We start from the raw sequence: 25,916 nt of genomic DNA, 5'->3' as shown, positions 1-25,916 counted from the left end.
TACGCGTGACTCTTTAGTGAGGCATCATGTTGTAGTTGAGGTTCCACATGATCCACAGTGAGCCTACTACGACAATCAGGATGATGATGGCCGAGAAGACAATGGCTACCATGTTCCAGCCACCCTCAGATTTGCTGTCTAAGTGCAGGAAGTAGACCAGGTGAACCAGCACCTGAATCACCGCACATACCAGAACAACACCAAGGATAGTACCGTGAGATGCACTGCCATCCATGACCATCCAGAACGGGATCGCCGTCAGGATGATAGAGAGGATGAAGCCGATCATGTAGGACTTCACGCTACCGTGTGAAGCGCCATGTTCGTTAACAGAATGACTCATTACATGGCTCCCATCAGGTAAACAACGGTGAAGACGCAAATCCAGACCACGTCCAGGAAGTGCCAGAAAAGGCTCAGACACATGATACGAGTGCGGTTAGTCGCGTTCAGGCCACGTTTGGAAATCTGGAACATCAGAACCAGCATCCAGATCAGACCTGAGGTCACGTGCAGACCGTGGGTACCGACCAGCGTAAAGAAGCCAGACAGGAAGCCACTGCGATCCGGACCAAAGCCTTCAGCAATCAGGTGATGGAATTCATAGATTTCCATCCCGATGAAGCCCAGACCGAACAGGAAGGTCAGCGCCAGCCAGCCGATAACGGCACCTTTTTGCTCCTTGTTCATGGAGATAACAGCCATGCCGTAAGTGATCGAACTCAACAGCAGCAGGGCGGTTTCTACCAGAACAAACGGCAGCTCAAAGATATCTTTACCTGCCGGGCCACCGGCAGTGTTGTTGACCATGACAGCATAGGTCGCAAACAGGGTTGCGAAGATAATGCAGTCACTCATCAGGTAGATCCAGAAGCCAAAGACTTTATTGGCTCCTGCATCGTGATGCCCATGCTCCGCATGGGCGTCGTGGTGATGTTTAATCAGAGTTTCAGTTGACATTATTTCAGACCTGCTTTGCTGATTTCGTCAAAGTGCTGGTTCTCAATCTTCTGAACTTCGGCAACCGGAACGTAGTAATCCACGTCTTCGTCGAAGCTCTTCACGATCCAGGAAACGATCATGCCGAGGAATGAAACACCCGCCAGCCACCAGATATGCCAGATCAGCGCGAAACCCATTACCGTTGCAAATGCGCAGATGATAATTGCGGCACCGCTGTTTTTCGGCATATGAATCTCTTCATAAGATTCCGGCTGTTTGTACGCTTCGCCTTTCTCTTTCATTTCCCAGAAAGCGTCACGCTCATGCACATGCGGGATGACAGCAAAGTTATAGAACGGTGGTGGTGAAGAGGTTGCCCACTCCAGCGTACGACCGCCCCATGGGTCACCCGTCACATCACGGTTCTGATCGCGGTCACGTACCGAGACGTAGAACATGGTCAGCTGACACAGAATACCCAGCGCAATCAGACCGGCACCGCCCGCAGCTACCACCAGTAAGGTGTGGAACTGTGGATCGATATCCTGGCTCAGACGACGTGTCATACCCATGAAGCCCAGTGCGTACAGCGGCATAAAGGCAACGAAGAAGCCAATGATCCAGAACCAGAATGCGCGCTTGCCCCAGGTTTCGTTCAGGGTGAAGCCAAATGCTTTCGGGAACCAGTAGGTCACGCCCGCCATACAACCGAACACCACACCACCGATGATAACGTTATGGAAGTGTGCAATCAGGAACAGGCTGTTGTGCAGAATAAAGTCAGCACCCGGAACGGCCAGCAGTACGCCGGTCATACCCCCTACAGAGAAGGTTACCAGGAAGCCAACGGTCCACAGCATGGCAGAGTGCATCTGAATGCGGCCCTGATACATGGTGAACAGCCAGTTAAAGATTTTAACCCCGGTCGGAATCGCGATGATCATCGTCATGATACCGAAGAAGGCGTTAACGTTGGCACCTGCACCCATGGTGAAGAAGTGGTGCAACCAGACGATAAACGACAGCACGGTAATGGCGATGGTCGCCCAAACCAGTGAGGTATAACCAAACAGACGTTTTTTGGAGAAGGTCGCGGTAATTTCTGCGAACACACCAAACACCGGCAGTACCAGGATATACACTTCCGGATGGCCCCAGACCCAGATCAGGTTGACGTACATCATCATGTTCCCGCCCATTTCATTGGTGAAGAAATGGAAGCCGAGATAACGATCAAGGGTCAACAGCGCCAGGGTCACGGTCAGAACCGGGAACGCAGCGATGATCAGGACGTTGGTGCACAGCGCGGTCCAGGTAAATACCGGCATTTTGAACAGGCTCATGCCCGGTGCACGCATCTTCAGGATGGTCACGAAGAAGTTAATACCGGTTAAGGTCGTACCAATACCTGAAAGCTGAAGGCTCCAGATCCAGTAATCGACCCCGACCCCGGGACTGTACTCCGCGCCGGAAAGCGGCGGATAAGCCAGCCAGCCGGTCTGTGCGAACTCGCCCACACCCAGCGACAGGTTAACCAGGATCACACCGACCGCAGTAAACCAGAAGCTCAGGTTGTTCAGGAACGGGAACGCAACGTCACGTGCACCAATCTGCAACGGAACCGCGATGTTCATCAGGCCAACCACGAACGGCATCGCCACGAAGAAGATCATAATCACGCCATGCGCGGTAAAGATCTGGTCGTAGTGGTGCGGTGGCAGAATGCCCGCTTCACCGGCCGAAGCCATAACCTGCTGGGTACGCATCATAATGGCATCAGCGAAACCACGAATCAGCATGACGAACGCCATGATGATGTACATGATACCCAGGCGTTTGTGGTCGACTGACGTCAGCCATTCAGACCACAGATATTTCCACTTACCAAAATAGGTGAGCGCAGCAACCAGCGCTGCACCACCTATCAGGATAGCGGCAACCGTAACCATGATAATCGGCTCATGGTACGGCACTGCATCAAGTGTTAATTTTCCGAACATCGTATTATTCCTCGGCTCCCGCGGAAGCGGCGTGACTCATGTCCATACCTTCATGTTTTGGCATGTCCATTTTCCCGTGGCTCATCTTGAACTTGTCGATGACTTGCATGAACAGTTTCGGATCAGCTGAAGAGAAATATTCCACCGGGTGATTTTCGCTTGGCACAGCCACTTTCTCGAAATCATCCATAGTGTTCAGCGTGTTAGGGGCTGCTTTGACTTTAGCCACCCACTGCTGGAATTCCGCATCGTCTTTGGTTGCAATGGCTTTAAACTTCATGCCAGAGAAACCACGACCACTGAAGTTCGCAGAGATACCGTCGAAAATTCCCGGCTCATTTGCAATCAGATGCAGCTTGGTCTGCATACCAGCCATCGCATAAATCTGGCTGCCGAGCGTTGGGATGAAGAAAGAGTTCATGACGGAGTTAGACGTGATTTTGAAGTTCACCGGAGTATTTGCCGGGAAGGCAATCTGGTTCACGGTCGCAATACCCTGTTCCGGGTAAATGAACAACCATTTCCAGTCCAGTGCAACCACATCGATCTCAACCGGTTTCACATCAGATTGCAGCGGTTTGCTGGGCTCCAGTGCGTGGGTTGATTTCCAGGTCAGCACGCTGAGGAAGAGAATGATCAGGATCGGAATGGTCCAGACCACGGCTTCCACTTTGTTAGAGTGTGACCAGTTAGGGCTGTACTTCGCATTCGTGTTGGACGCCCGATATTTCCAGGCAAACACCACGGCCATCAGGACTGCGGGGATGACGACGATCAACATCAGGCCAAAGGCAGTCAGTATCAGCGAACGTTGCTCCAGTGCAATCTGTCCTTTGGGATTTAACAATGCACTATCGCAGCCACTCATTAATAAAGTGCCTGCAATTAATGACAAAATCCCCAAACTTTTATTGTATTTACTGAGTCTCATTTAACGACCTCAATGACAAAGGGCTCTATTGTCGTTTAAGTGTGCGCGCATTTTACGGGAAGGTTTATGCAGTGTAAACCAGCTTAAGGATGTGTCAGATACGTGTTGACACCTTTTGCTAAGGGTGTCACAGATGTTGCGCCAGGTGACAAATAATTAACGCAGACAAGCAGTTGGCATCAATATAACAAAAACCAATGGAAGTAACCGTAAAAAAATCAGGGAAAGGAATAACCCTTACTTTTAACTCCCAAATATTTAACAAGTCTGCATCATTTGCGCGATGAAATTTAACTAAAGTAATTGCTCACCGGTTTTTAGTATTTCCGCTACGCCTCCTCAGGTCATATTGTTATTTTTAAAAAATAACACGCGATGATAAATGGCGGTGACTTATCGGGGTGTCATAAAATAAGCCGCAGCCCGTAAACCTATCGATTTCACTTAAGCATCTGATGCAGGCAACGCAGGGGTTCTCTTCAGCGCCCGATAGTCCAGCAACACCCCCGAAAGCACCGCCAGCAGGGAGAGTGTCATACCCAGCTCAAACAGGCGGGTAAGCAGCGGTGTCAGCGCCGTCACGCCCAACGCATTCAGTGCCAGAGCCACCAGCCAGAGCGCCAGCACGCCGCATCCGGCTGCAAACAGACGATTAGTCCAGCGATAGCCTTGAGGATAGTAGCTACGTGTCAGAAAATTGCCACTTTGCTCGACCTGATTCAATGTTTGTCGGCAGAAAGCCAGCAGCACCAGGCCTGGCAGACCCGCCATCACCGTGAAAGCATAAAAGGTCGGCCAGCCCCAGAGTTCCACCAGCCAGCCCGCCGCCGGGCCCACATAGACCCGACCAACCGCTGAGAGCGCCGACAACAGGGCGAACTGGGTAGCGGAAAACGATTTATTGCACAGCGTCATTAACAGCGCCACAAAGGCCGCGGTGCCCATGCCGCCACAGAGATTTTCAACAAAGACCGCGCTGGCCATGCTCCACAACTGTTTGTCGGTCACCGCCAGCAGCCAGTAACCAAAGTTTGAGACAGCCTGCAGCAGACCGAAAATCATTAGCGCCCGGAACAGGCTCAGACGCTGCATCAGTACGCCGCCATAGAGCGCGCCGATAATGGTCGCCAGCAGACCCAGCGTCTTGTTGACCAGACCAACGTCACCGGCGTTGAAGCCCACGCCGCGAATCAAAAAGGTGGTGGTCAGCGAGGCGGCGAATGCATCGCCCAGCTTGTAAAGAATAATCAGGGTAATCAGCAGCCAGGCGTTGTTGCGCTGAAAGAAATCTTTTAGCGGATCGACCACCGCCTGACGCAGTGAATGGGGTGTGGAGATACGGGTATCTGGCTCGCTCGCCACCAGCGTGGCGATAATGCCCGGCACCATCATCAGCGCCATCAGCCAGTAGGTTGCCTGCCAGCCGAGATAGCGGTCAGCCAGCCACAACGCCAGCCCGCCGGAAATCAGCATCGCCAGTCGATAACCCAGCACGGTAATCGCCGCGCCGCTGCCACGCTCTTCAGGCGGCAGGATGTCCGTTTTCCATGCGTCAAAAACGATGTCCTGTGAGGCGGAGCAGAAGGCAATCAGCACGGCCAGCGCGGCCATCAGGGTAAGATCGCGTCCCGGTTGCAGAAATCCCATCGCGATTATCCCGCCAACCAGCGCCAGCTGACTGACCAGTAACCAGCCGCGACGCCGGCCCAGAAACGGCGGCGTATAGCGGTCCATCATCGGTGACCAGAGAAACTTAAAGACATAGGCCTGGCCGACCAGCGAAAAGAAGCCGATGGTTTTCAGGTCGACATTTTCCACCGTCATCCACGCCTGCAACGTGCCCGATGTCAGGGCCAGCGGCAGTCCGGAAGCAAAACCTAGAAGCAGCAATACGGCGGCGTTTTTCTGGCTGAAGAGGCGAAGATAGTGGTTCATGCGGATCCTGCAGATAACAAAAAGCCCTGCGCAAGGCAGGGCAGAGGAGAGACTGAATTAACGGGCGTTCTGCTTGATGAAGTCGTTGACGCTGGTGTCCTGAGCCATATCCGCGATCACATCGCTCATAGTGGCGTTCACCGCGTTGGTAATCTTCTGGTTATTGGCGTTGAACGCGCCTTCTACGCTGTAAGTCTGACGGTAGTTTTTAACCTGTTTGTTGCCGTTTTTCGCTGTTGCGATAATAGAGATGTCCGCTTTGGTGGTGATGCTGTAGCGCACATTGCCCTGAGTGACGTCGGCATAAAGGTTGTTCACCACAATCTGCAGATCGACCGCGCCATTAGGACCAATCATATAGCCGCGTGCCGTCATCTGCTTCTCCAGCACTTCCTGCAGCAGGAAACGCAGGTCGCGCGATGACGTTAAGGTCACTAACTGACCATCGCGGTTTACTTTTGCCAGCGCCTGATCTTTACGCTGATCGGCACCGTTGATGCTGACAGTCACGCCCATCAGGCCTGGGTCCTGCTGCGGTAACTGAATTTTAGGCTGGATAGTCAGGGTATTATTGCTGGTTGCACAGCCGGCTAAAATGAACGCAGCCAACAGTGGGAATAACAGTTTTTTCAACATACTTTTTCTCGTTGGTGTCAGGGGGTTGGTTTGCAAAAACTGCGGTCATCATAGCATTGCCCGGCAGTGAAAAAAGCCCTGTTGCCGGGGAAATTGTGTCTGAAACCGTTTTAAGCCCCTTCTCTGACAGGTCGGTTTGCTGTTCGTTTCAGCTGCGTTATTATGCGTGCCGGAAGCGGTCTGACATAAAATGCAATATTTAGCGTACGCTTGCGGGTAAGCGCACTAAAAGCGACTAAGATTGAATGAGATGGGGCACTGCGCTCGCCATTGAGGAGTAATAGCCATGATCCGGGAACAAATAGAAGAAAAGCTGCGTGTGGCGTTTCAGCCAGCTCATCTGGAAGTGCATGACGAAAGTTACCGGCACAACGTTCCTGCCGGATCGGAAAGTCACTTCAAAGTGGTTATTGTCAGCGACTGCTTTGCAGGCCAGCGCTTTCTGGCGCGTCATCGCCTGATTTATGGCGAACTGGCCGCTGAGTTAGCGGGCAGCGTACATGCCCTTGCCCTGCATACTTATACCCTGAAAGAGTGGGAAGGATTGCAGGATACCGTACTGGCTTCGCCTAACTGTCGTGGTGCCGGAACACTCGCCTGATCTCCTTTCTCTGAAACGGCCTGCGGGCCGTTTTTTCTGTTATTTAGCGAAAAACGCGATCCCTGGCTCAAAAAAGCAGCAAACCTGCTGAAAAGTGGTGAGTTAGCATCCTCGACTCATTCCAGCGATGCCGCTATAATGCTGCGTCTATTTTTCCGGAATGTCTTCGGGACGCTTCTGGTAACAGGGATCAGGTTCTCTTCACGGAAGCCGTCCCGGTTGTTGGATACGGCGCATTTCACTATGTGTGGTGTCTGAAGTTGACCGAGCACGTGATTTTTTGAGGTAACAAGATGCAAGTTTCTGTAGAAACCACTCAGGGCCTGGGCCGTCGCATTACGATTACTGTCGCTGCTGACAGCATCGAAAGCGCTGTAAAAAAAGAACTGGTTGACGTTGCCAGGAAAGTTCGCATCGATGGTTTCCGTAAAGGCAAAGTGCCGATGAACATCGTGGCACAGCGTTACGGCGCTTCTGTCCGTCAGGACGTGCTGGGCGAGCTGATGACGCGCAACTTTGTTGACGCCATCATCAAAGAAAAAATTAATCCGGCTGGCGCACCTAATTACGTGCCAGGCGAATACAAAGAAGGTCAGGATTTCACCTACGCGGTTGAATTCGAAGTCTATCCGGAAGTTGAGCTGAAAGGCCTGGAAAACATCGAAGTCGAAAAACCTGTCGTTGAAGTAACTGATGCTGACGTTGATACCATGCTGGACACCCTGCGCAAGCAGCAGGCCAACTGGATCGAAAGCGACGCTGCTGCAGGTCCGGAAGATCGTGCCACTATCGATTTCAACGGTTCTGTGGACGGTGAAGAGTTCGAAGGCGGCAAAGCCTCTGATTTCGTTCTGGCCATGGGCCAGGGCCGCATGATCCCAGGCTTTGAAGAAGGCGTTGTGGGTCACAAAGCGGGCGAAACTTTCACTATCGACGTGAAATTCCCGGACGACTACCACGCAGAAAACCTGAAAGGGAAAGATGCGAAGTTCGAGATCGTGCTGAAGAAAGTTGAAACGCGCGAACTGCCAGAGCTGACTGAAGAGTTCATCAAACGTTTCGGCGTTGAAGATGGTTCAGTTGCCGGTCTGCGTACTGAAGTGCGTAAGAACATGGATCGCGAACTGAAAGGCGCGATCCGTAATCGCATCAAAACTCAGGCAATCGACGGTCTGGTTGAAGCGAACGAAATCGACGTGCCAGCTGCGCTGGTTGACAGCGAAATCGACGTTCTGCGTCGTCAGGCTGCACAGCGTTTCGGTGGCAACGAACAGCAGGCGCTGGAACTGCCACGCGAACTGTTCGAAGAGCAGGCTAAACGCCGTGTTGTTGTCGGTCTGCTGCTGGGCGAAGTGATTCGTACCCACGAGCTGAAAGCTGACGAAGCACGCGTAAGCACCATGATCGAAGAGATGGCTTCTGCGTATGAAGATCCGCAGGAAGTCATCGAGTTCTACAGCAAGAATAATGAGCTGATGAACAATATGCGCAACGTTGCGCTGGAAGAGCAAGCGGTTGAAGCGGTCCTGGCGAAAGCTAAAGTGACCGAGAAAGAGACCAACTTCCAGGATCTGATGAATCAGACCGCTCAGGCCTGATCACGCATTTAACCGTCTGTGCTAAGCCCGTGACTGAAAAGTCGCGGGCTTTTTTGTGTTTTGCGTCCGGATAGCCACACTTCGCCGCTATTTGTTTAATAAACAGGCGAATTATTCACGCATCGCTTTTTCCGGGTTAGCGAACAGGGAAAAGATTGTTATGCTTGAAACATGCGTGCAGCATCCCCAGATACAGGGAGTATGCAGAAATGAGAGTGAGGCTGGCTGATTAACCGTCCTGAAGGTGTCGGAAAAAGGCGCGGCGTGGAGTTTCCCGCGCGTCTTACGTAGAATCGGTACAGAATGTTGCCAATGAAATTTATCCAGGAGACGGTAATGTCATACAGTGGCGATCGTGAATATACAGCACCGCACAATGCGCTGGTGCCAATGGTGGTTGAACAAACTTCGCGTGGTGAGCGTTCTTACGACATTTACTCCCGTCTGCTTAAAGAGCGCGTCATTTTCCTGACCGGCCAGGTCGAAGACCACATGGCTAATCTGATTGTGGCGCAGATGCTGTTTCTGGAAGCTGAAAACCCGGAAAAAGATATCTATCTCTACATTAACTCGCCAGGCGGTGTGATCACGGCCGGTATGTCGATCTACGACACCATGAAATTTATCAAACCGGATGTCAGCACTATCTGTATGGGACAGGCCTGTTCTATGGGCGCTTTCCTGCTGACGGCGGGGACCAAAGGCAAACGTTTCTGTCTGCCAAACTCACGTGTGATGATCCACCAGCCGCTGGGCGGTTATCAGGGTCAGGCGTCAGACATTGAGATCCATGCGCGCGAAATCCTTAAAGTTAAGCAGCGTATGAATGAGCTGATGGCTGAGCACACCGGTAAAACGCTGGAAGAAATTGAGCGTGACACCGAGCGTGACCGTTTCCTCTCTGCAAATGAAGCGGTAGAGTATGGATTAGTCGATTCAATTCTGACGCATCGCCAATAAGACCCGACTTACCGTTGTCCCTGGTCTATAGTTAACAGGACAACGGTACTATTATGGGTTGAATGAATTTCGGCCGTCTCTGCACGGCCTGAGCCGTACGCGGGTATGGCATGAGAACAAGAAGAGGTTAACTGATGACAGATAAGCGCAAAGACGGTTCAGGAAAGTTGCTGTACTGCTCTTTTTGCGGCAAAAGCCAGCATGAAGTGCGAAAGCTGATTGCCGGGCCGTCAGTGTATATCTGCGATGAGTGTGTTGACCTGTGCAACGACATCATTCGCGAAGAGATTAAAGAAGTTGCCCCGCATCGTGAACGTAGTGCGTTGCCAACCCCACATGAAATTCGCCATCACCTCGATGATTATGTCATCGGTCAGGAAAGAGCGAAGAAAGTGCTGGCGGTTGCGGTTTACAACCACTACAAGCGTCTGCGCAACGGTGATACCAGCAATGGTATCGAGCTGGGCAAAAGCAACATTCTGCTGATTGGCCCGACCGGTAGTGGTAAAACGCTGCTGGCAGAAACGCTGGCACGCCTGCTGGATGTGCCGTTCACCATGGCTGATGCCACCACACTGACTGAAGCCGGTTACGTGGGTGAAGATGTTGAAAACATCATCCAGAAACTGCTGCAGAAATGCGACTACGACGTACAGAAAGCACAGCGCGGCATCGTTTACATCGATGAAATCGATAAGATCTCACGTAAGTCTGATAACCCGTCGATTACCCGTGACGTGTCAGGCGAAGGCGTACAGCAGGCACTGCTTAAACTGATTGAAGGCACCGTGGCTGCCGTTCCTCCGCAGGGTGGACGTAAGCATCCGCAGCAGGAATTTTTGCAGGTTGATACCTCTAAAATTCTGTTTATCTGCGGCGGCGCATTTGCCGGTCTGGATAAAGTGATCGCCCAGCGTGTGGAAACCGGATCCGGTATCGGCTTCGGCGCGACCGTGAAAGGTAAATCGCAGAAAGCCAGCGAAGGCGAACTGCTTGCGCAGTGTGAACCAGAAGATTTGATCAAATTTGGTCTGATCCCTGAGTTTATCGGTCGTCTGCCTGTTGTTGCGACCCTGAGCGAGCTGAGCGAAGAAGCGCTGATTCAGATTCTGCGTGAGCCGAAGAACGCCCTGACCAAACAGTACCAGGCGCTGTTTAACCTGGAAGGCGTTGAGCTGGAGTTCCGTGACGAGGCGTTAACCGCCATTGCTAAGAAAGCGATGTCACGTAAAACCGGTGCACGTGGTCTGCGTTCAATTGTAGAAGGCGCGTTGCTGGAAACGATGTATGACCTGCCTTCCATGGATGACGTGGAAAAAGTAGTGATTGATGAATCAGTTATTGAAGGTCAGTCTGAGCCCATGTTGATCTACGGTAAGCATGAAGCCCAGGCATCTGGCGAATAATTAAACAGATCGTCCATCCTGTAGTAATAAAAAAGGGGAAAATGTTTCCCCTTTTGCTTTTCTCGCCTCTGTGACGTTGAATGTCGGACAATCATCCCCATATACTCAGATACCTGTGGGTTTAACTGCATACCTGCCTGATGCGGTTCCCATCACCTGGCGGACATTAAACAAAGAGAGAGCTCTATGAATCCTGAGCGTTCTGAACGCATTGAAATCCCCGTGTTGCCGCTGCGCGACGTGGTGGTTTATCCGCACATGGTAATTCCGTTGTTTGTTGGCCGGGAAAAATCAATTCGGTGCCTTGAAGCCGCAATGGATCATGATAAAAAAATCATGCTGGTCGCACAGAAAGAGGCTTCAACGGATGAACCTGGCATTAACGATCTCTTCTCAGTAGGGACCGTTGCATCAGTATTACAAATGCTGAAACTGCCGGATGGCACCGTCAAAGTCCTGGTCGAAGGTTTACAGCGCGCCCACATTACGACGCTGGCCGATAACGGTGACCATTTTGTGGCACAAGCTGAATATCTGGTTTCGCCAGAGATCGAAGAGCGCGAGCAGGAAGTGCTGGTGCGTACGGCGATCAATCAGTTTGAAGGCTACATCAAACTCAACAAAAAGATCCCACCCGAGGTTTTAACCTCGCTGAACAACATTGACGATGCGGCCCGCCTTGCCGACACCGTCGCAGCACATATGCCACTGAAGCTGGCAGACAAACAGTCTGTGCTGGAGATGTCCGACGTCAACGAACGTCTGGAATATCTGATGGCGATGATGGAATCTGAAATCGATCTGCTGCAGGTTGAGAAGCGTATTCGCAACCGTGTTAAGAAGCAGATGGAGAAGAGCCAGCGCGAGTACTATCTGAATGAGCAGATGAAGGCGATTCAGAAAGAGCTGGGCGAGATGGACGACGCGCCCGACGAGTACGAAGCGTTAAAACGCAAAATCGATGCGGCAAAAATGCCGGAAGAAGCGCGCGAGAAAGCGGAAGCTGAGCTGCAGAAGCTGAAAATGATGTCCCCGATGTCCGCTGAAGCGACTGTGGTTCGCGGCTATATCGACTGGATGGTTCAGGTTCCGTGGAACGCGCGCAGCAAAGTGAAGAAAGATCTGCGTAAAGCGCAGGAGACGCTGGATACCGACCATTACGGGCTGGAGCGCGTGAAGGATCGTATTCTTGAGTATCTTGCGGTTCAGAGTCGCGTCAGCAAAATCAAAGGGCCGATTCTGTGCCTGGTCGGACCGCCAGGGGTAGGTAAAACCTCTCTCGGTCAGTCGATCGCCAAAGCGACCGGACGCAAATATGTGCGTATGGCGCTGGGTGGCGTGCGTGATGAAGCTGAAATCCGCGGTCACCGTCGTACTTACATCGGCTCTATGCCGGGTAAATTAATCCAGAAAATGGCGAAAGTCGGGGTTAAAAACCCACTGTTCCTGCTGGATGAAATCGACAAAATGTCATCTGACATGCGCGGCGATCCGGCTTCAGCGCTGCTGGAAGTGCTTGATCCTGAGCAGAACATTGCGTTCAACGACCACTATCTGGAAGTCGACTATGACCTTTCTGATGTGATGTTCGTTGCTACATCGAACTCAATGAACATCCCGGCACCGCTGCTGGACCGTATGGAAGTGATTCGTCTGTCGGGTTACACCGAAGATGAAAAACTGAACATCGCTAAGCAGCATCTGCTGACCAAACAGATTGAGCGCAACGCCCTGAAAGCCAATGAAATTACGGTTGAAGACAGCGCGATTGTGGGCATTATCCGTTACTACACCCGTGAAGCCGGTGTGCGTAGCCTTGAGCGTGAGCTGTCGAAATTGTGCCGTAAAGCGGTGAAATCACTGCTGATGGACAAGACGAAAAAGCACATCACCATCAATGGCGAAAACCTCAAGGATTTCCTGGGGGTTCAGCGCTTCGACTACGGTCGTGCGGACAGCGAAAACCGTGTGGGTCAGGTAACGGGTCTGGCGTGGACCGAAGTGGGTGGCGATCTGCTGACCATCGAAACCGCCTGCGTACCAGGTAAAGGCAAGCTGACTTACACCGGTTCTCTGGGTGAAGTGATGCAGGAGTCGATTCAGGCTGCGCTTACCGTGGTGCGTGCCCGTGCCGAGAAGCTTGGCATCAATGGTGACTTCTACGAAAAACGTGATATTCACGTTCACGTACCTGAAGGCGCTACGCCGAAAGATGGTCCAAGTGCCGGTATCGCCATGTGTACTGCGCTGGTCTCCTGTCTGACCGGTAACCCGGTGCGGGCGGATGTGGCGATGACCGGTGAGATCACCCTGCGTGGTCAGGTGCTGCCGATTGGCGGGCTGAAAGAGAAACTGCTGGCAGCGCACCGTGGTGGCATTAAAACCGTGCTGATCCCTGACGACAACAAGCGCGACCTGGAAGAGATTCCACAGAACGTGATTGCCGATCTGGAGATCCATCCGGTGAAACGCATTGAAGAGGTGCTGAATCTGGCACTGGAAAATGCGCCATACGGTATGCAGGTCGTAACAGCAAAATAGTGATTAACGGCAAAAACCGTTAAAAAGCGGAGCTGGCAAGGCAATTGGCGCTTGCCAGCTTTTTTTTGTGCCGTTAATTTAGGTGGCTGCCGACGCGACGTTCTCAGAGAAATTCCGTTGTTTCGGCTCCACAGGCTTGATATAACTTGCTGCGCGTTCGCACCCTGCCGGATGCAGGGTACGATGTGAAATAATAAAAGAGGGGATGAAGAGAGTGAATAAGTCACAATTGATCGACAAAATTGCTGCCGATGCTGATATTTCTAAAGCTGCAGCGGGACGTGTTTTAGATGCATTTATGGGCTCAGTTTCAGATGCGCTGAAAGACGGTGATGAAGTGGCTCTGGTAGGTTTCGGCACATTCTCTGTGCGTGACCGCGCTGCACGTACCGGCCGCAACCCGCAAACCGGTAAAGAGATCACCATCCCGGCCGGTAAAGTGCCAGGCTTCCGTGCTGGTAAAGCATTGAAAGACGCTGTCAATTAATAACAACGAATAGATTCATTGACGCATTTTCTTCAGTGGATTAGAGGACGATTAACCCGTTCTCATGTAACATACGGGCACATCAATCAGATGTGCCTTTTTTGTTTTAACCGGTGAGAATCGGGCCGTAAGATGGACCTGGACCGGATTGAGACTGCCAGCTAAGCCAGCAGTTGCGTGAGTCGCCAGCCAATGGCGAATTGCGACCGAGCTTTACATTCACACTACAGCGGAGTGTTGCCATACCATGATGGACAATTTACGCGCGGCGTCGAACCATGTCGTGCTCAAGATTATTTTGGGGCTGATTATCCTCTCCTTTGTGCTGACGGGCGTTGGCAACTATCTGATTGGCGGCAATAACGACTATGCGGCCAAAGTTAACGGCCAGGAGATTAGTCGGGGACAGCTGGAGCAGGCGTTCAACAGCGAGCGCAGTCGTCAGCAGCAGATGCTGGGCGATCAGTTCTCTCAGCTGGCCAGCAACGATGGCTACATGCAGCAGATTCGCCAGCAGGCGCTGTCGCAGTTAATCGATCAGGCGCTGCTTGATAGCTACATCAAAGATCTCCACCTCAGCATCAGCGACGATCAGGTGAAGCAGGCTATCTTCAATCAGCAGGCTTTTCAGACCAACGGTAAATTCGACAATGCCAAATATCTGAGTCTGATCAGCAATATGGGCTTCAGCGCCGACCAGTATGCCGAAGCGCTGCGTAAGCAGCTCTCTAGTCAACAGCTGATCAATGCCGTGGCTAACACCGACTTCACGCTGAAAGGCGAAGCCAGCAAACTGGTGGACCTGGTTTCACAGCAGCGTGAGATTCGACAGGCGACGCTGGACGTCAATGCACTGGCGGCGAAACAGGCCGTTACTGACGACGAAATCAGCCAGTATTATCAGCAACATAAAACCAGTTTTATGGCACCAGAGCAGTTCCGTGTCAGCTACCTCCTGATGGATGCGGCCAGCATGCAGCAGGATGCCAGCGAGGCCGATATTCAGGCCTGGTACGACCAGCATAAAGCGGACTATTCACAGCCACAGCGTACGCGCTACAGCGTCATTCAGACCAAAACTGAAGCCGATGCCAATGCGGTTCTGGCGCAGCTGAAAGCAGGTGCCAGCTTCGCTGACGTGGCAAAAGCCAAATCCATTGACCCGATCTCTGCGCGTAAGGGCGGCGATATGGGCTGGCTTGAGCCCTCTACGACTCCGGATGAACTGAAAAATGCCGGTCTGACTGAGAAAGGCCAGATGTCAGGCGTCATCAAATCTTCAGTGGGCTTCCTGGTGGTTCGTCTTGACGATATTCAGCCAGAGCAGGTTAAGCCACTGGATGAAGTGCGCAGCGCCATTGCAGCGAAAGTGAAGCAGGAGAAGGGCGTTGATGCCTTCTACAAAGTGCAACAGAAAGTCAGCGAAGCGGCCAGCAATGACAATGAGTCACTGGCGGGTGCAGAGCAGGCTTCTGGTCTGAAAGCGAAAGAGACTGGCTGGTTCAGTCAGGATTCGCTGCCAGATGAGCTTAACTTCGATGCGGTGAAGCAGGCGATCTTTAACGGGGGTCTGGTCGGGCAAAACGGCGCGCCGGGCAACAACTCCGATATCATCACTGTCGATGGCGATCGTGCCTTTGTGCTGCGTATCAGTGAGCATAAACCGGAAGCGGTAAAACCGCTTGAGCAGGTTAAGGCGCAGATCACTGACACGCTTAAGCATGATAAAGCGACGCAGCAGGCGAAAGCTCAGGCCGATAAACTGCTGGCCGATCTCAAAGCCGGTAAGCAGGATGCGCTGACTGCCGCAGGTCTGACGCTGAGCGCCAGCAAGACCGTTGATCGCAATGCGCAGGATCCGGTGGCACAGACTGCCTTTAACCTGCCTCAGCCTGCGGAAAATAAACCTTCCTGGGGTGTCAGCGAAGATATGCAGGGCAATGTGGTACTGGTGGCGGTTGATAAAGTTAAAACCGGCAGCATGCCGCAGGCGCAGATTGACGAAATGGTCAAAGGCGTCACGCAGAATAATGCGCAACTGGCGTTTGAAGCGTTACTGCAAAACCTGCGTAAAGAGGCCAAAATTAAGTACGGCGCTGCCGCACAAATGCAGTAAGCCTCGCAGAAACTGCGCAACGACTGTAACAATCAAAGGCCGCATTCGCGGCCTTTTCCATTTCTGAAATCCCGCTTTTGAGCCTTGCGTGCAGTAGTGCCACTCTGTCGCTGCTGTTTACACACAAGGAGAAACACAGCATGGCTAAACCTAAACTCGTTGCCTTCTATCTTTCACTCGCGCTGGGCGGCGCACTCTGTCACAGCAGCGTCTCTGCGGCACCTGAACCTGTCAGCGCAGCCGTCACGCAGAGCTCACACCCTGCGTCGAAGCCGGAAGCCGCCGCGCAGCCACAGCAGGAGCAGGTCAGCATCAATGAAGCAACAGCCGAACAGCTCTCTGCCGTTATGAATGGGGTGGGGCTGAAAAAGGCGCAGGCGATTGTGAGCTATCGCGAACAGTACGGACCATTTAGCGCGATTCAGCAACTCAGTGAAGTGCCGGGAATCGGCAATGCGCTGATAGAGCGAAATGCGGCCCGGCTGAAATTGTGAAGCAGTACACATCTGTGATGCTTAACCCACGATAGACAGGCGACTCTGCTAAAGTGAACAGGTCCAACCAGTTAATTCACAGCAGCAGGAGAGCATGACCATGCAGACCACCATAAAAGTGCGCGGCTATCATCTGGATGTCTATCAGCACGTCAATAATGCGCGCTATCTTGAGTTTCTGGAGGAGGCGCGCTGGGAGTGGCTGGAAGAGGTGGAAGCATTCCACTGGTTGCAGGAGCAGAAACTGGCTTTTGTGGTGGTAAACATCAACATCAACTACCGTCGCCCGGCCGTGCTGGGCGACGTACTGACTATCGACAGTGAGATCACGCAGTTGAATGGCAAAAGCGGCATTATTGCGCAGCGGGTTTTACTGGCAGGTCAGGAGACCGTGGTGGCGGATGCCGCACTCACTTTTGTCTGTATTGATTTGCGGACTCAGAAGGCGGTTGCGCTGGAAGGGGAGTTACGCGAGCGACTGATGCGTCTGATGGCATGAGCCGATAAAAAGGCGGCAAACCAGATTCTCTGCCGCCACGTCAGACAGTCTTAGTTAAGACCGCTTTTTGCTTTCATTGCTGCCATTACGCCAGCACGATCGTTGAGATAACCCTGCAGGCCATTGGCCCGTAAATGACAGGCTGCACACTCACCACATCCGTCACCTTTTACGCCGTTATAGCAGGTCAGCGTCTGCTCGCGTACCAGCGCAAGCTGCTGCCAGTAATCCGCCAGCGCCCAGGTTTCCGCTTTATTGAGCCACATCAGCGGCGTCTCAAAACGAACATCGCGCGCCATGCCAAGCGACACCGCATGGTTCAGCGCTTTGACAAACTCATCGCGACAATCGGGATAGCCGGAGAAATCGGTCTCACAGACGCCAGTGATCACCGCTTCCGCTTCGACCTGATAAGCGTAGACCGAGGCCAGCGTCAGAAAGAGAATATTGCGTCCCGGCACAAACGTACTGGGTAATCCACTGGCCTCGGGATTATAAGCCGGCACCGGAATGTTATCCCGCGTCAGGCTGCTGACGGCGAGTTCGTTCAGCATGGTGACATCCAGCACTTTGTGCGCACGTGCGCCCAGTTTAATCGCCAGGTCGCGGGCCACATCGATCTCTTCCCGATGGCGTTGTCCATAGTCGAAAGTGACGCAATGAACATCATCATATTGCTCTAAGGCCTGAATCAGGCAGGTAGTGGAGTCTTGTCCACCGCTGAAAACTACAACAGCGCGTTTCATGGTGTTTTCCTGATAATTAATTTTGCGCTTATGGTAATGCCTCAGTCCGCCGCTGAACAGCTGCATGGCGGATCAATGGGCGGCGGAATCCATGCGCGGCTGAAATCGAACCAGCCCAGCGTATTCAGTTCAATCCCTTCAACGCCCGGCGGCGCGTAGATTTGATAGCGATAATTGAACAGTGGCAGCAGGATGCCGCCCGTCATCAGCTGATGATAAAGCTGATGCAGCGAGCGGGCACGGGTTTCGTCGTCAGCAATTTGCTGGATAGCCAGCAGTTGCGCCTGAATCTCTTCGCCCTGCAGTGTGGGCCACAGCGGCCGCCATAGCGGGTCAGTCTGCAACCAGCTGGCCAGCGTAAAGACCGGCGCATCACCAATCAGTCTGTCGCCCATCACGATATCCGCCTCATCAAGCGGGTCGATGCCGTGCCAGTTTTTTACCGGATGAAAAACCACTTTCAGGGTGCAGCCGTGCTGTTTTAACAGTGCAACCAGCGCCTGTGACATCTGATGCAGCTCAACCGGCAACTGATAATGCAGCGTCAGGGTCGCCGGTAAGGGAACCGTGACAGCATCAATCAGCGGCACGCTCCAGCCAGGTAACAGCTCTTTGCTGGGAGTGATGAGTCCCTCATCCAGTGGCAACCGGCTGACAATGCCGCTTTGCTGGATCAGCTGGAAAAGCGTGCGCGCCTGATCAGGGGTAAATCCGGCTCGTGGTCGGCAGACCAGATAACAGAAGCCGAGGCTGATACTGCTGCTGACCGGTTGCAGCGTCCTGAGCTCTGCGGCATCCCCTATCGCAATCTGCACCGGATGACGACAGCTGCTGCCGAGAGCGGGATCAAACAGCTGAGGAGTAATCCAGTACTCCACCGCCTGCAGCAGAGGACGCTGCAGATGCCAGCGCGCGTGACTTTCAATCCTGACCAGCTCGGCGCTGAAGTGCCTGAGTTTCCATGGCCCGCTGCCCGTGGCGGGATCGATGGGATGGGGCAGCAGGCACAACAGGTGGGCGAGCCGATGGGGCAGCCAGAAATCAGGGCGTCGCAGTACGAAACGCACCGCAAGCGGATGGGGCGCATCCACGCTGAGCACATCGGCCAGTAACATACTGACGCGCGTATCCCGCAACAGCTGGCGGAACTGCGCCACCAGTTGTGCGGCCTGCAGAGGCTCGTCGTTGTGCCACATCAGCTGAGGCCGTAACCAGAATAACCAGCCAGATGACGCCTCGTCGTGTTGCCAGTGATGCGCCAGATCGCCGACCGGCTCATCCTGCTCAAAACGGGTCAGACCGGAATAGATCTGGCGGGCCAGGTGCTGTTCGGCCCGACCGGTAATCTGGCGCGGCTCGGTGCTCTCCATCGGGCGATAGTAGGGGATGCGCAGAACCGGCGTATCGTTCTGCCATTGTCCACCCATTAATGGCCGCAGCATATTGATCAATCTTTCCGGCGGCAGATCCAGCAGCTGCAAGGCCTCAGCTGCGTCTCCGGCGTCGAGCTGTTGTTGCAGCAACTGCTGCCGTAATTGTTCAGGTGAGCGCAGAAACACTATCTGTCCCTGTTTGCCACGGCCTGGCTCGCCGCGCCAGCTGAGCCAGCCTGCATGCTGCCACTGTGACAGCAACGTGCGCAGATGCCGCTCGCTGCAGATACAGTGGCGGGCCATCTCCGCCACGCAGGTTTGCTGTGGGGCACCCTGGCTCTGCTGCCACAGACGCTGAAAATGATTAAGACGGTTAAGCTGGCGCATGTTAAACCCGGAACAGTTTTTTAAAAGTATTCACTATTAGTTCCGCAATTAACAGGCAATAGTGGAGTTCATCTTTCAGCAGGAGGAAATCATGGTGCGTTTAGCCGCGTTCGATATGGATGGCACATTATTGCTGCCGGATCATCAGATGGGTCAGCAGACGCTGGATAGCCTGCAGGCGTTGCATCTGCGTGGCATTAATCTGGCGCTGGCGACGGGCCGCCATCTGCTGGAGATGCAAATCTTACGGGAAAAAATGACACTGCCCGCGTGGCTGATTACCGGTAATGGCACTCGTGTACACGACAGGCAGGGCAATCTGATCTTTGCGCGTGATCTGCCCTCTGCAGTCGCCGAAGAGGTGATCCACCGCCGCTGGGATACGCCCGCCACCCTGCATGTTTTCAACGATCAGGGGTGGTTTACCGATCACCCACAGCCTGAACTGCTGGTGGCCCATCAGATCAGCGGATTTGGCTATCAGCTGTGCGATCTTAAAAGGTTGCCCGCGCATCAGGTGACAAAAATCTGCTTTATCGATCAGCATCAGCGCCTCTGTCAGCTAAAAACAGAGCTGGATGCCGCACTGGGCGAGCAGGCTAATATCTGCTTCTCTGCCGTGGATTGTCTGGAGGTATTGCCCGCCAGCTGCAATAAAGGCAGCGCGCTGGCATTGTTATGTGACCATCTGTCGCTGACCATGGCGGAGTGTATGGCGTTTGGTGATGCGATGAACGATCGCGAGATGCTGGCGCAGGCCGGACAGGGTTTCATTATGGGCAATGCGATGGCGCAGCTGAAAGCCGCACTACCGCATCTGCCGGTATTAGGGCATTGCGAGACACAGGCGGTGTCTCACTATTTAAATCACTGGCTGGCAACACCCGACCTCGCGTATTCCCCCGAATGCTGAGGATTGCCGTGAACCGGACAGGATGTCCGGTTTTTTATTCCAGCTCGCGCTGCCACGGCGTGATATCGCCAATATGCTTTGCCACCCATTCAGGCTGATAGTAGCTATCAGGATAACGTTCCCCGCTGTCACACAGCAGTGTCACCAGTGCTCCCTGGTGATTCGCTGCCCGTAAGCGTTTTGCCACCTGCATCATGCCCCAGAAATTGGTGCCGGTAGAGGCGCCAGGCTTGCGTCCCAGAATCTTTTCCAGTTTCAGCATGGCGGCCAGCGTTGCACCATCCGGCACTTTGATCATTTCGTCGATCACGTCAGGCATAAACGACGGCTCCACTCGCGGACGGCCAATTCCTTCGATCATGCTGCCGCGCGCGCTGGTCAGGGTGGCATCACGCTGCTGCCAGTAATCAAAAAACACCGAATGCTGCGGATCAACCACCAGCAGTTTGGTTTCCAGTCCCTGATAACGGATATAGCGGCCCAGCGTGGCTGAGGTGCCGCCCGTGCCCGCACTCATGATTATCGTATGGGGAATCGGATAAGGCTCATGCTCCATCTGACGGAAAATGCTCTCTGCAATATTGTTATTGCCGCGCCAGTCGGTGGCACGTTCAGCATAGGTAAACTGATCCATAAAATGGCCATTGAGCTCCCGCGCCAGCCGTTCAGATTCAGCATAGAGCTGGCAGGGATCTTCAACAAAATGGCACTGTCCGCCATAAAAAGTGATCTGCTCAATTTTACGCTTCGCCGTGCTCGCCGGCATCACCGCAATAAAGGGCAGACCCAGCAGCCTTGCGAAGTACGCCTCAGAAACGGCAGTGCTGCCTGACGAGGCTTCGATAATCGGCGTATCCTGTTTAATCCAGCCGTTGGAGAGGCCGTAGAGGAACAGGGAGCGTGCCAGCCGGTGTTTAAGACTGCCACTGGGATGGGTACTTTCATCTTTCAGATAGAACCAGATGCCGGGAAAGTCCGCCAGATCGAAACGGATCAAATGGGTCTCAGCCGATCGTTGAAAATCAGCGTTAATTTCGTTGATAGCGTGGCGAATCCAGCAGGTGTGCATCTCAGGCGTCCGGTAAAAAAGTGATGCGGCTATTTTATGGCACGTGCAGGAAAAAGAGATTGCACAATTACCGCTAAAATGGCGGTAATGGAGAAAATGATTCTCCTGGAGCCGCGAATGTTAGATAAAACTGACCTTAAATTGCTCTCACTGCTGCAGCATGACTGCACGCTGTCGCTGCAGGCGCTGGCGGATGCCGTCAACCTCACCACCACACCCTGCTGGAAGCGCCTGAAAAAGCTTGAAGATGATGGCATTATTCGCGCACGGGTGGCGCTGCTGGATGGAGATAAAATCGGACTGTCACTGACGGCGTTTATGTTTGTTAAAACGCAGCAGCACAGCCGCGACTGGTATCAGGCATTTGTCTCGGTGGTGAGCAGCATGCCGGAGGTAATGGCCTTTTATCGTATGGCAGGCGAGTATGATTACCTGCTGCGCATTCAGGTGGCCGACATGAAAAGCTATGATGCTTTCTACAAGCGAGTAGTGAATGGGGTGCCCGGCCTGATTGATGTGACATCCAGCTTCGCCATGGAAGAGATTAAATACACCACGGCTTTACCTGTCGCCCCCTGAGGGCCTGAGATTGAGAGCAGCGTTGTGCGATTATTCAGTCAATTAAGTTGGTATTTTCTGCGGGAGTGGCGGCGCTATCTGGGCGCGGTCCTCCTGCTGATTGTTATTGCTATTCTGCAGCTGCTGCCACCGCATGTGGTCGGGGTGATTGTCGATGGCGTGACGCGTGACAACATGAGCACCAGCCGCATCATGATGTGGATTGGGATCATGCTGGCAACGGCGGTGGTGGTCTATCTGCTGCGCTATGTCTGGCGTGTGCTGCTGTTTGGTGCCTCCTACCAGCTGGCGGTTGAACTGCGCGAAGATTTCTATCGCCAGCTGAGTCGTCAGCAACCGGCATTTTATCTGCGTCACCGCACCGGCGACCTGATTGCGCGCGCCACCAACGACGTGGATCGGGTAGTGTTTGCTGCCGGGGAAGGGGTTCTGACGCTGGTCGACTCGCTGGTCATGGGCTGCGTGGTGCTGCTGGTAATGAGCACGCAGATCAGCTGGCAGTTGACGCTGCTTGCGCTGGTGCCGATGCCCATTATGGCCATCGTGATCCATCGCTACGGTAATCAACTGCACCATCGCTTTAAGCTGGCACAGGCCGCCTTCTCCAGCCTCAACGATCAGACGCAGGAGAGCCTGACCAGCATCCGGATGATTAAATCTTTTGGCCTTGAACAGCATCAGTCGCAGCAATTTTCCGATATCGCCCGCGATACCGGTGAAAAAAACCTGCGCGTGGCGCGGGTCGATGCTCGTTTCGACCCCACTATCTATATCGCTATCGGCTTCTCAAACCTGCTGGCGATTGGTGGCGGCAGCTGGCTGGTCTGGCATGGAGAGATGACGCTGGGGCAGCTCACCAGCTTTGTGATGTATCTCGGCCTGATGATCTGGCCGATGCTGGCGCTGGCGTGGATGTTTAATATTGTTGAACGCGGCAGCGCCGCCTGGAGCCGCATCGGCGCGCTGCTGGCGGAAGCACCAGCGGTGGAAGATGGCGATAAGTCACTGCCATCTGAACCGGGCACGCTGCAGGTCGCGATTCGCGCCTTCCACTATCCGGCCAGCGTGGGTCCGGTCTTAAGCGATGTCAGCTTCCAGCTGAAACCCGGTGAGATGCTGGGGCTGTGCGGGCCAACCGGCAGTGGCAAAAGTACGCTGCTTAGCCTGATACAGCGCCACTTTGATATTCAGCAGGGCGACATCCGTTATCACCAGATCCCGCTGCCGCAGTTGCGGCTGGACAGCTGGCGCAGCCGTCTGGCCGTGGTCAGCCAGACACCGTTCCTGTTCTCAGACAGCGTGGCGAACAATATTGCGCTGGGGAAACCGGGCGCAACTCAGCAGGAGATTGAGCATGCCGCCACGCTGGCCTGCGTTCATGACGATATCCTGCGTCTGCCGCAGGGCTATGAAACGGAAGTCGGGGAGCGTGGTGTGATGCTGTCGGGTGGGCAGAAGCAGCGTCTTTCGATTGCCCGGGCGCTGCTGCTGAATGCGGAAATCCTGATTCTGGACGACGCGCTTTCTGCGGTGGATGGTCGTACCGAACACGAAATCCTGCATAACCTGCGCATCTGGGGGCAGGGACGCACGCTGATTATCAGCGCGCACCGCTTATCGGCACTGACGGAAGCCAGTGAAATCCTGGTCCTGCAGCAGGGCAGAGTAGCGCAGCGGGGTGACCACGACGCGCTGACCGGCAGTGCTGGCTGGTATCGGGACATGTACCGTTACCAGCAACTGGAAGCGGCGCTGGATGATGATGAAAATGAGAAAGGAGTGCCGCATGGCTAAGTCTGCACGCTTGTGGCCTACCCTGAAGCGTCTGCTGAGCTACGGTAAGCCGTGGCGTAAATCCCTGTCACTGGCGGTAGGGATGCTGTGGATCGCTGCCGCGGCGGAAGTGACCGGACCGGTTCTGGTCAGCTATTTTATCGACAACCTGGTGGCGAAACATCAGATGCCCTGGGGAGTGGTCGCCGGACTGGTGGTCAGTTTTATCCTGCTTCAGCTGCTGGCCGCCGGGCTGCACTACTGGCAGGCGCTGTTGTTTAACCGAGCCGCTATCGGCGTGGTACAGCGGTTACGCAGTGACGTGATGAATGCCGCACTCTGTCAGCCGCTGAGTGCCTTTGATACCCAGCCGGTCGGGCAGATTATTTCACGCGTGACTAACGACACCGAAGTGATCCGCGATCTCTACGTCACGGTGGTTTCAACCGTGTTGCGCAGTGCCGCACTGGTCGGCGCCATGATGGTGGCGATGTTCAGCCTTGACTGGCGCATGGCGCTGGTGGCGATGATGATCTTCCCGCTGGTACTGGTGGTGATGTTCATCTATCAGCGTTACAGCACGCCCATTGCCCGTCGGGTTCGCAGCTATCTGGCAGACATCAATAATGGCTTTAACGAAGTGATCAGCGGCATGAGCGTCATCCAGCAATTTCGTCAGCAGGCGCGATTTGGTGAGCGAATGGGCGAAGCGAGTCGCTCTCACTATCTGGCGCGAATGGAAACGCTGCGTCTGGATGGCTTTCTGCTGCGTCCGCTGTTGAGCCTGTTTTCAGCGATGGTGTTGTGCGGGCTGCTAATCCTGTTTAGTTTCTCGATGCCTGGCGTGTTTGAAGTGGGGGTACTCTATGCCTTTATTACCTATCTGGGGCGTCTGAATGAGCCGCTGATTGAGCTGACCACTCAGCAATCGATGCTGCAGCAGGCAGTGGTTTCAGGTGAGCGTATTTTCGAACTGATGGATGCCGCACAGCAGCAGTATGGTGCCGATCAGCAACCGCTGGCTTCAGGTCGTATCACCCTGAACAATCTGAGTTTTGCCTACCGTGAAAACCGCGATGTGCTCAGTGATATCAATCTTGAGGTTGCCCCACGCGAGTTTGTGGCGCTGGTGGGACATACCGGCAGCGGTAAAAGCACGCTGGCGAACCTGTTAATGGGTTACTACCTGGTGACGCGCGGCGAGATCCGCATTGATGATCGACCCATCAGCGACCTGAGCCATGCCGTGCTGCGGCGCGGTATTGCGATGGTGCAACAGGATCCGGTGGTGCTGGCCGATACGCTGCTGGCGAATGTGCGGCTGGGACGCGACATCAGCGAAGAGGCCGTCTGGACGGTGCTGGAACAGGTGCAGCTGGCTCCGCTGGCGCATGCGTTGCCGGAGGGGATTCATACCCGGCTGGGCGAGCAGGGCAACAATCTGTCGGTCGGGCAGAAGCAGCTGCTGGCACTGGCCCGGGTGCTGGTTGATCTGCCGCAGATACTGATCCTCGACGAAGCGACGGCCAATATCGACTCCGGCACCGAGCAGGCCATTCAGCAGACGCTAGAGACGCTGCGCCAGCACAGCACGCTGGTGGTGATTGCTCACCGCCTCTCAACGATTATTGAAGCAGACAAGATTCTGGTGCTGCATCGTGGTCGTGTGGTTGAGCAGGGTACGCATCAGCAACTGCTGGCGATGCAGGGACGTTACTGGCAGATGTATCAGCTGCAGCAGGCAGGTGAAGATCTGGTATCGGGCGTCGCTGTAACAACTGAAGGCTGAGTTGCACCTTTTTTGCGCAGCTTTATCAGATTAATCTGTATAAATGCACTCCTTTGACGCCTGAAGCACCAAAGGAGTGCAGTCCTCCGCTGCAATCTCCCCTGTACGGCCTCTCTGTTTCCCATCCTCTTTAAAGCATCC

22 protein-coding genes are annotated in these 25,916 nt (G+C 53.9%); 13 read left to right on the top strand and 9 right to left on the bottom strand.

The genetic code is table 11. From position 1 onward, the window contains the following. Positions 1–13: 13 nt before the first annotated feature. The 6 genes from EPG66_RS07210 to EPG66_RS07185 all read right to left on the bottom strand — a co-directional run bounded on the left by EPG66_RS07210 (position 14) and on the right by EPG66_RS07185 (position 6,444). A complete protein-coding gene (locus EPG66_RS07210) occupies positions 14–343 on the bottom strand; it encodes a cytochrome o ubiquinol oxidase subunit IV (protein ID WP_008924889.1) in 330 nt (109 codons plus the stop codon). Further along, a complete protein-coding gene (locus tag EPG66_RS07205) occupies positions 343–960 on the bottom strand; it encodes a cytochrome o ubiquinol oxidase subunit III (protein WP_009091720.1) in 618 nt (205 codons plus the stop codon). The genes EPG66_RS07210 and EPG66_RS07205 overlap by 1 nt, the downstream gene beginning before the upstream one ends. Further along, positions 960–2,942, bottom strand: a complete 1,983-nt coding sequence (gene cyoB, locus EPG66_RS07200) for a cytochrome o ubiquinol oxidase subunit I (RefSeq protein ID WP_010255400.1) — start codon at positions 2,940–2,942, stop codon at positions 960–962. Before cyoB ends, EPG66_RS07205 begins: the two co-directional genes overlap by 1 nt. Positions 2,943–2,946: 4 nt before the next feature. After that, positions 2,947–3,873, bottom strand: coding sequence for a cytochrome o ubiquinol oxidase subunit II (gene cyoA, locus EPG66_RS07195; RefSeq protein WP_010255402.1), 927 nt, complete (start codon positions 3,871–3,873; stop codon positions 2,947–2,949). A 444-nt stretch (positions 3,874–4,317) separates the two neighbouring features. Further along, positions 4,318–5,808 carry a muropeptide MFS transporter AmpG gene (gene ampG, locus EPG66_RS07190; RefSeq protein WP_083068806.1) on the bottom strand — a complete coding sequence of 497 codons (1,491 nt, stop codon included), beginning with the start codon at positions 5,806–5,808 and terminating at the stop codon, positions 4,318–4,320. A 57-nt stretch (positions 5,809–5,865) separates the two neighbouring features. Further along, on the bottom strand, positions 5,866–6,444 hold the full coding sequence (locus EPG66_RS07185; protein WP_010255406.1) for a lipoprotein: 579 nt from the start codon (positions 6,442–6,444) through the stop codon (positions 5,866–5,868). Between the two features lie 286 nt (positions 6,445–6,730). Here EPG66_RS07185 and bolA point away from each other — a divergent pair, with 286 nt between their 5' ends. From bolA to EPG66_RS07140, 9 genes are all read left to right on the top strand, one after another. Further along, positions 6,731–7,045, top strand: coding sequence for a transcriptional regulator BolA (gene bolA / locus EPG66_RS07180; RefSeq protein WP_008924895.1), 315 nt, complete (start codon positions 6,731–6,733; stop codon positions 7,043–7,045). A gap of 293 nt (positions 7,046–7,338) precedes the next feature. Continuing rightward, on the top strand, positions 7,339–8,643 hold the full coding sequence (tig, locus tag EPG66_RS07175) for a trigger factor (protein ID WP_010255408.1): 1,305 nt from the start codon (positions 7,339–7,341) through the stop codon (positions 8,641–8,643). Between the two features lie 336 nt (positions 8,644–8,979). Beyond that, positions 8,980–9,603: an ATP-dependent Clp endopeptidase proteolytic subunit ClpP gene (gene clpP, locus EPG66_RS07170; protein WP_010255410.1), complete on the top strand. Its 624-nt coding sequence runs from the start codon at positions 8,980–8,982 to the stop codon at positions 9,601–9,603. Positions 9,604–9,737: 134 nt separating this feature from the next. Then, positions 9,738–11,009 (top strand): ATP-dependent protease ATP-binding subunit ClpX, encoded by a 1,272-nt coding sequence (gene clpX / locus EPG66_RS07165; RefSeq protein WP_010671205.1) that lies wholly within the window; start codon positions 9,738–9,740, stop codon positions 11,007–11,009. Between the two features lie 186 nt (positions 11,010–11,195). Continuing rightward, on the top strand, positions 11,196–13,550 hold the full coding sequence (gene lon / locus EPG66_RS07160) for an endopeptidase La (protein ID WP_010255415.1): 2,355 nt from the start codon (positions 11,196–11,198) through the stop codon (positions 13,548–13,550). Between the two features lie 214 nt (positions 13,551–13,764). Continuing rightward, entirely contained in the window at positions 13,765–14,037 is a 273-nt protein-coding gene (hupB, locus tag EPG66_RS07155; protein WP_009091701.1) for a nucleoid-associated protein HU-beta, read from the top strand. 247 nt (positions 14,038–14,284) lie between these two features. Continuing rightward, positions 14,285–16,153, top strand: a complete 1,869-nt coding sequence (ppiD, locus tag EPG66_RS07150) for a peptidylprolyl isomerase (protein WP_182686341.1) — start codon at positions 14,285–14,287, stop codon at positions 16,151–16,153. 140 nt (positions 16,154–16,293) lie between these two features. Then, positions 16,294–16,647: a ComEA family DNA-binding protein gene (locus tag EPG66_RS07145; protein WP_010255849.1), complete on the top strand. Its 354-nt coding sequence runs from the start codon at positions 16,294–16,296 to the stop codon at positions 16,645–16,647. A 100-nt stretch (positions 16,648–16,747) separates the two neighbouring features. Then, positions 16,748–17,146 (top strand): YbgC/FadM family acyl-CoA thioesterase, encoded by a 399-nt coding sequence (locus EPG66_RS07140; protein ID WP_010671209.1) that lies wholly within the window; start codon positions 16,748–16,750, stop codon positions 17,144–17,146. Positions 17,147–17,196: 50 nt separating this feature from the next. Here EPG66_RS07140 and queC read toward each other — a convergent pair whose 3' ends face one another. Next, on the bottom strand, positions 17,197–17,892 hold the full coding sequence (gene queC / locus EPG66_RS07135) for a 7-cyano-7-deazaguanine synthase QueC (RefSeq protein WP_031592184.1): 696 nt from the start codon (positions 17,890–17,892) through the stop codon (positions 17,197–17,199). Between the two features lie 41 nt (positions 17,893–17,933). Further along, on the bottom strand, positions 17,934–19,652 hold the full coding sequence (locus EPG66_RS07130) for an SgrR family transcriptional regulator (protein WP_182686339.1): 1,719 nt from the start codon (positions 19,650–19,652) through the stop codon (positions 17,934–17,936). A gap of 91 nt (positions 19,653–19,743) precedes the next feature. On the opposite strand from EPG66_RS07130, the gene cof reads away from it, so the two are divergent. Next, a complete protein-coding gene (gene cof, locus EPG66_RS07125) occupies positions 19,744–20,565 on the top strand; it encodes an HMP-PP phosphatase (protein ID WP_182686336.1) in 822 nt (273 codons plus the stop codon). Between the two features lie 34 nt (positions 20,566–20,599). Here cof and EPG66_RS07120 read toward each other — a convergent pair whose 3' ends face one another. Then, positions 20,600–21,634: a PLP-dependent cysteine synthase family protein gene (locus tag EPG66_RS07120; RefSeq protein ID WP_039388323.1), complete on the bottom strand. Its 1,035-nt coding sequence runs from the start codon at positions 21,632–21,634 to the stop codon at positions 20,600–20,602. Between the two features lie 117 nt (positions 21,635–21,751). Between EPG66_RS07120 and EPG66_RS07115 the strand changes: the two genes are divergently transcribed. From EPG66_RS07115 to EPG66_RS07105, 3 genes are read left to right on the top strand one after another with little or no spacing between them, the layout of a single operon-like run. Beyond that, the gene (locus tag EPG66_RS07115; RefSeq protein ID WP_031592177.1) at positions 21,752–22,213 is read left to right on the top strand and encodes an Lrp/AsnC family transcriptional regulator; all 462 of its coding nucleotides are present in this window, start codon (positions 21,752–21,754) and stop codon (positions 22,211–22,213) included. Between the two features lie 24 nt (positions 22,214–22,237). After that, positions 22,238–24,007: a SmdA family multidrug ABC transporter permease/ATP-binding protein gene (locus tag EPG66_RS07110; RefSeq protein ID WP_064704601.1), complete on the top strand. Its 1,770-nt coding sequence runs from the start codon at positions 22,238–22,240 to the stop codon at positions 24,005–24,007. Further along, entirely contained in the window at positions 24,000–25,775 is a 1,776-nt protein-coding gene (locus EPG66_RS07105) for a SmdB family multidrug efflux ABC transporter permease/ATP-binding protein (RefSeq protein WP_182686334.1), read from the top strand. The genes EPG66_RS07110 and EPG66_RS07105 overlap by 8 nt, the downstream gene beginning before the upstream one ends. Positions 25,776–25,916 lie beyond the last annotated feature (141 nt).

Origin of the sequence: Pantoea pleuroti (genome assembly GCF_014156615.1) — a bacterium.
Lineage (GTDB): Bacteria > Pseudomonadota > Gammaproteobacteria > Enterobacterales > Enterobacteriaceae > Pantoea > Pantoea agglomerans.
This window is presented reverse-complemented; position numbering and strand designations above follow the sequence as displayed.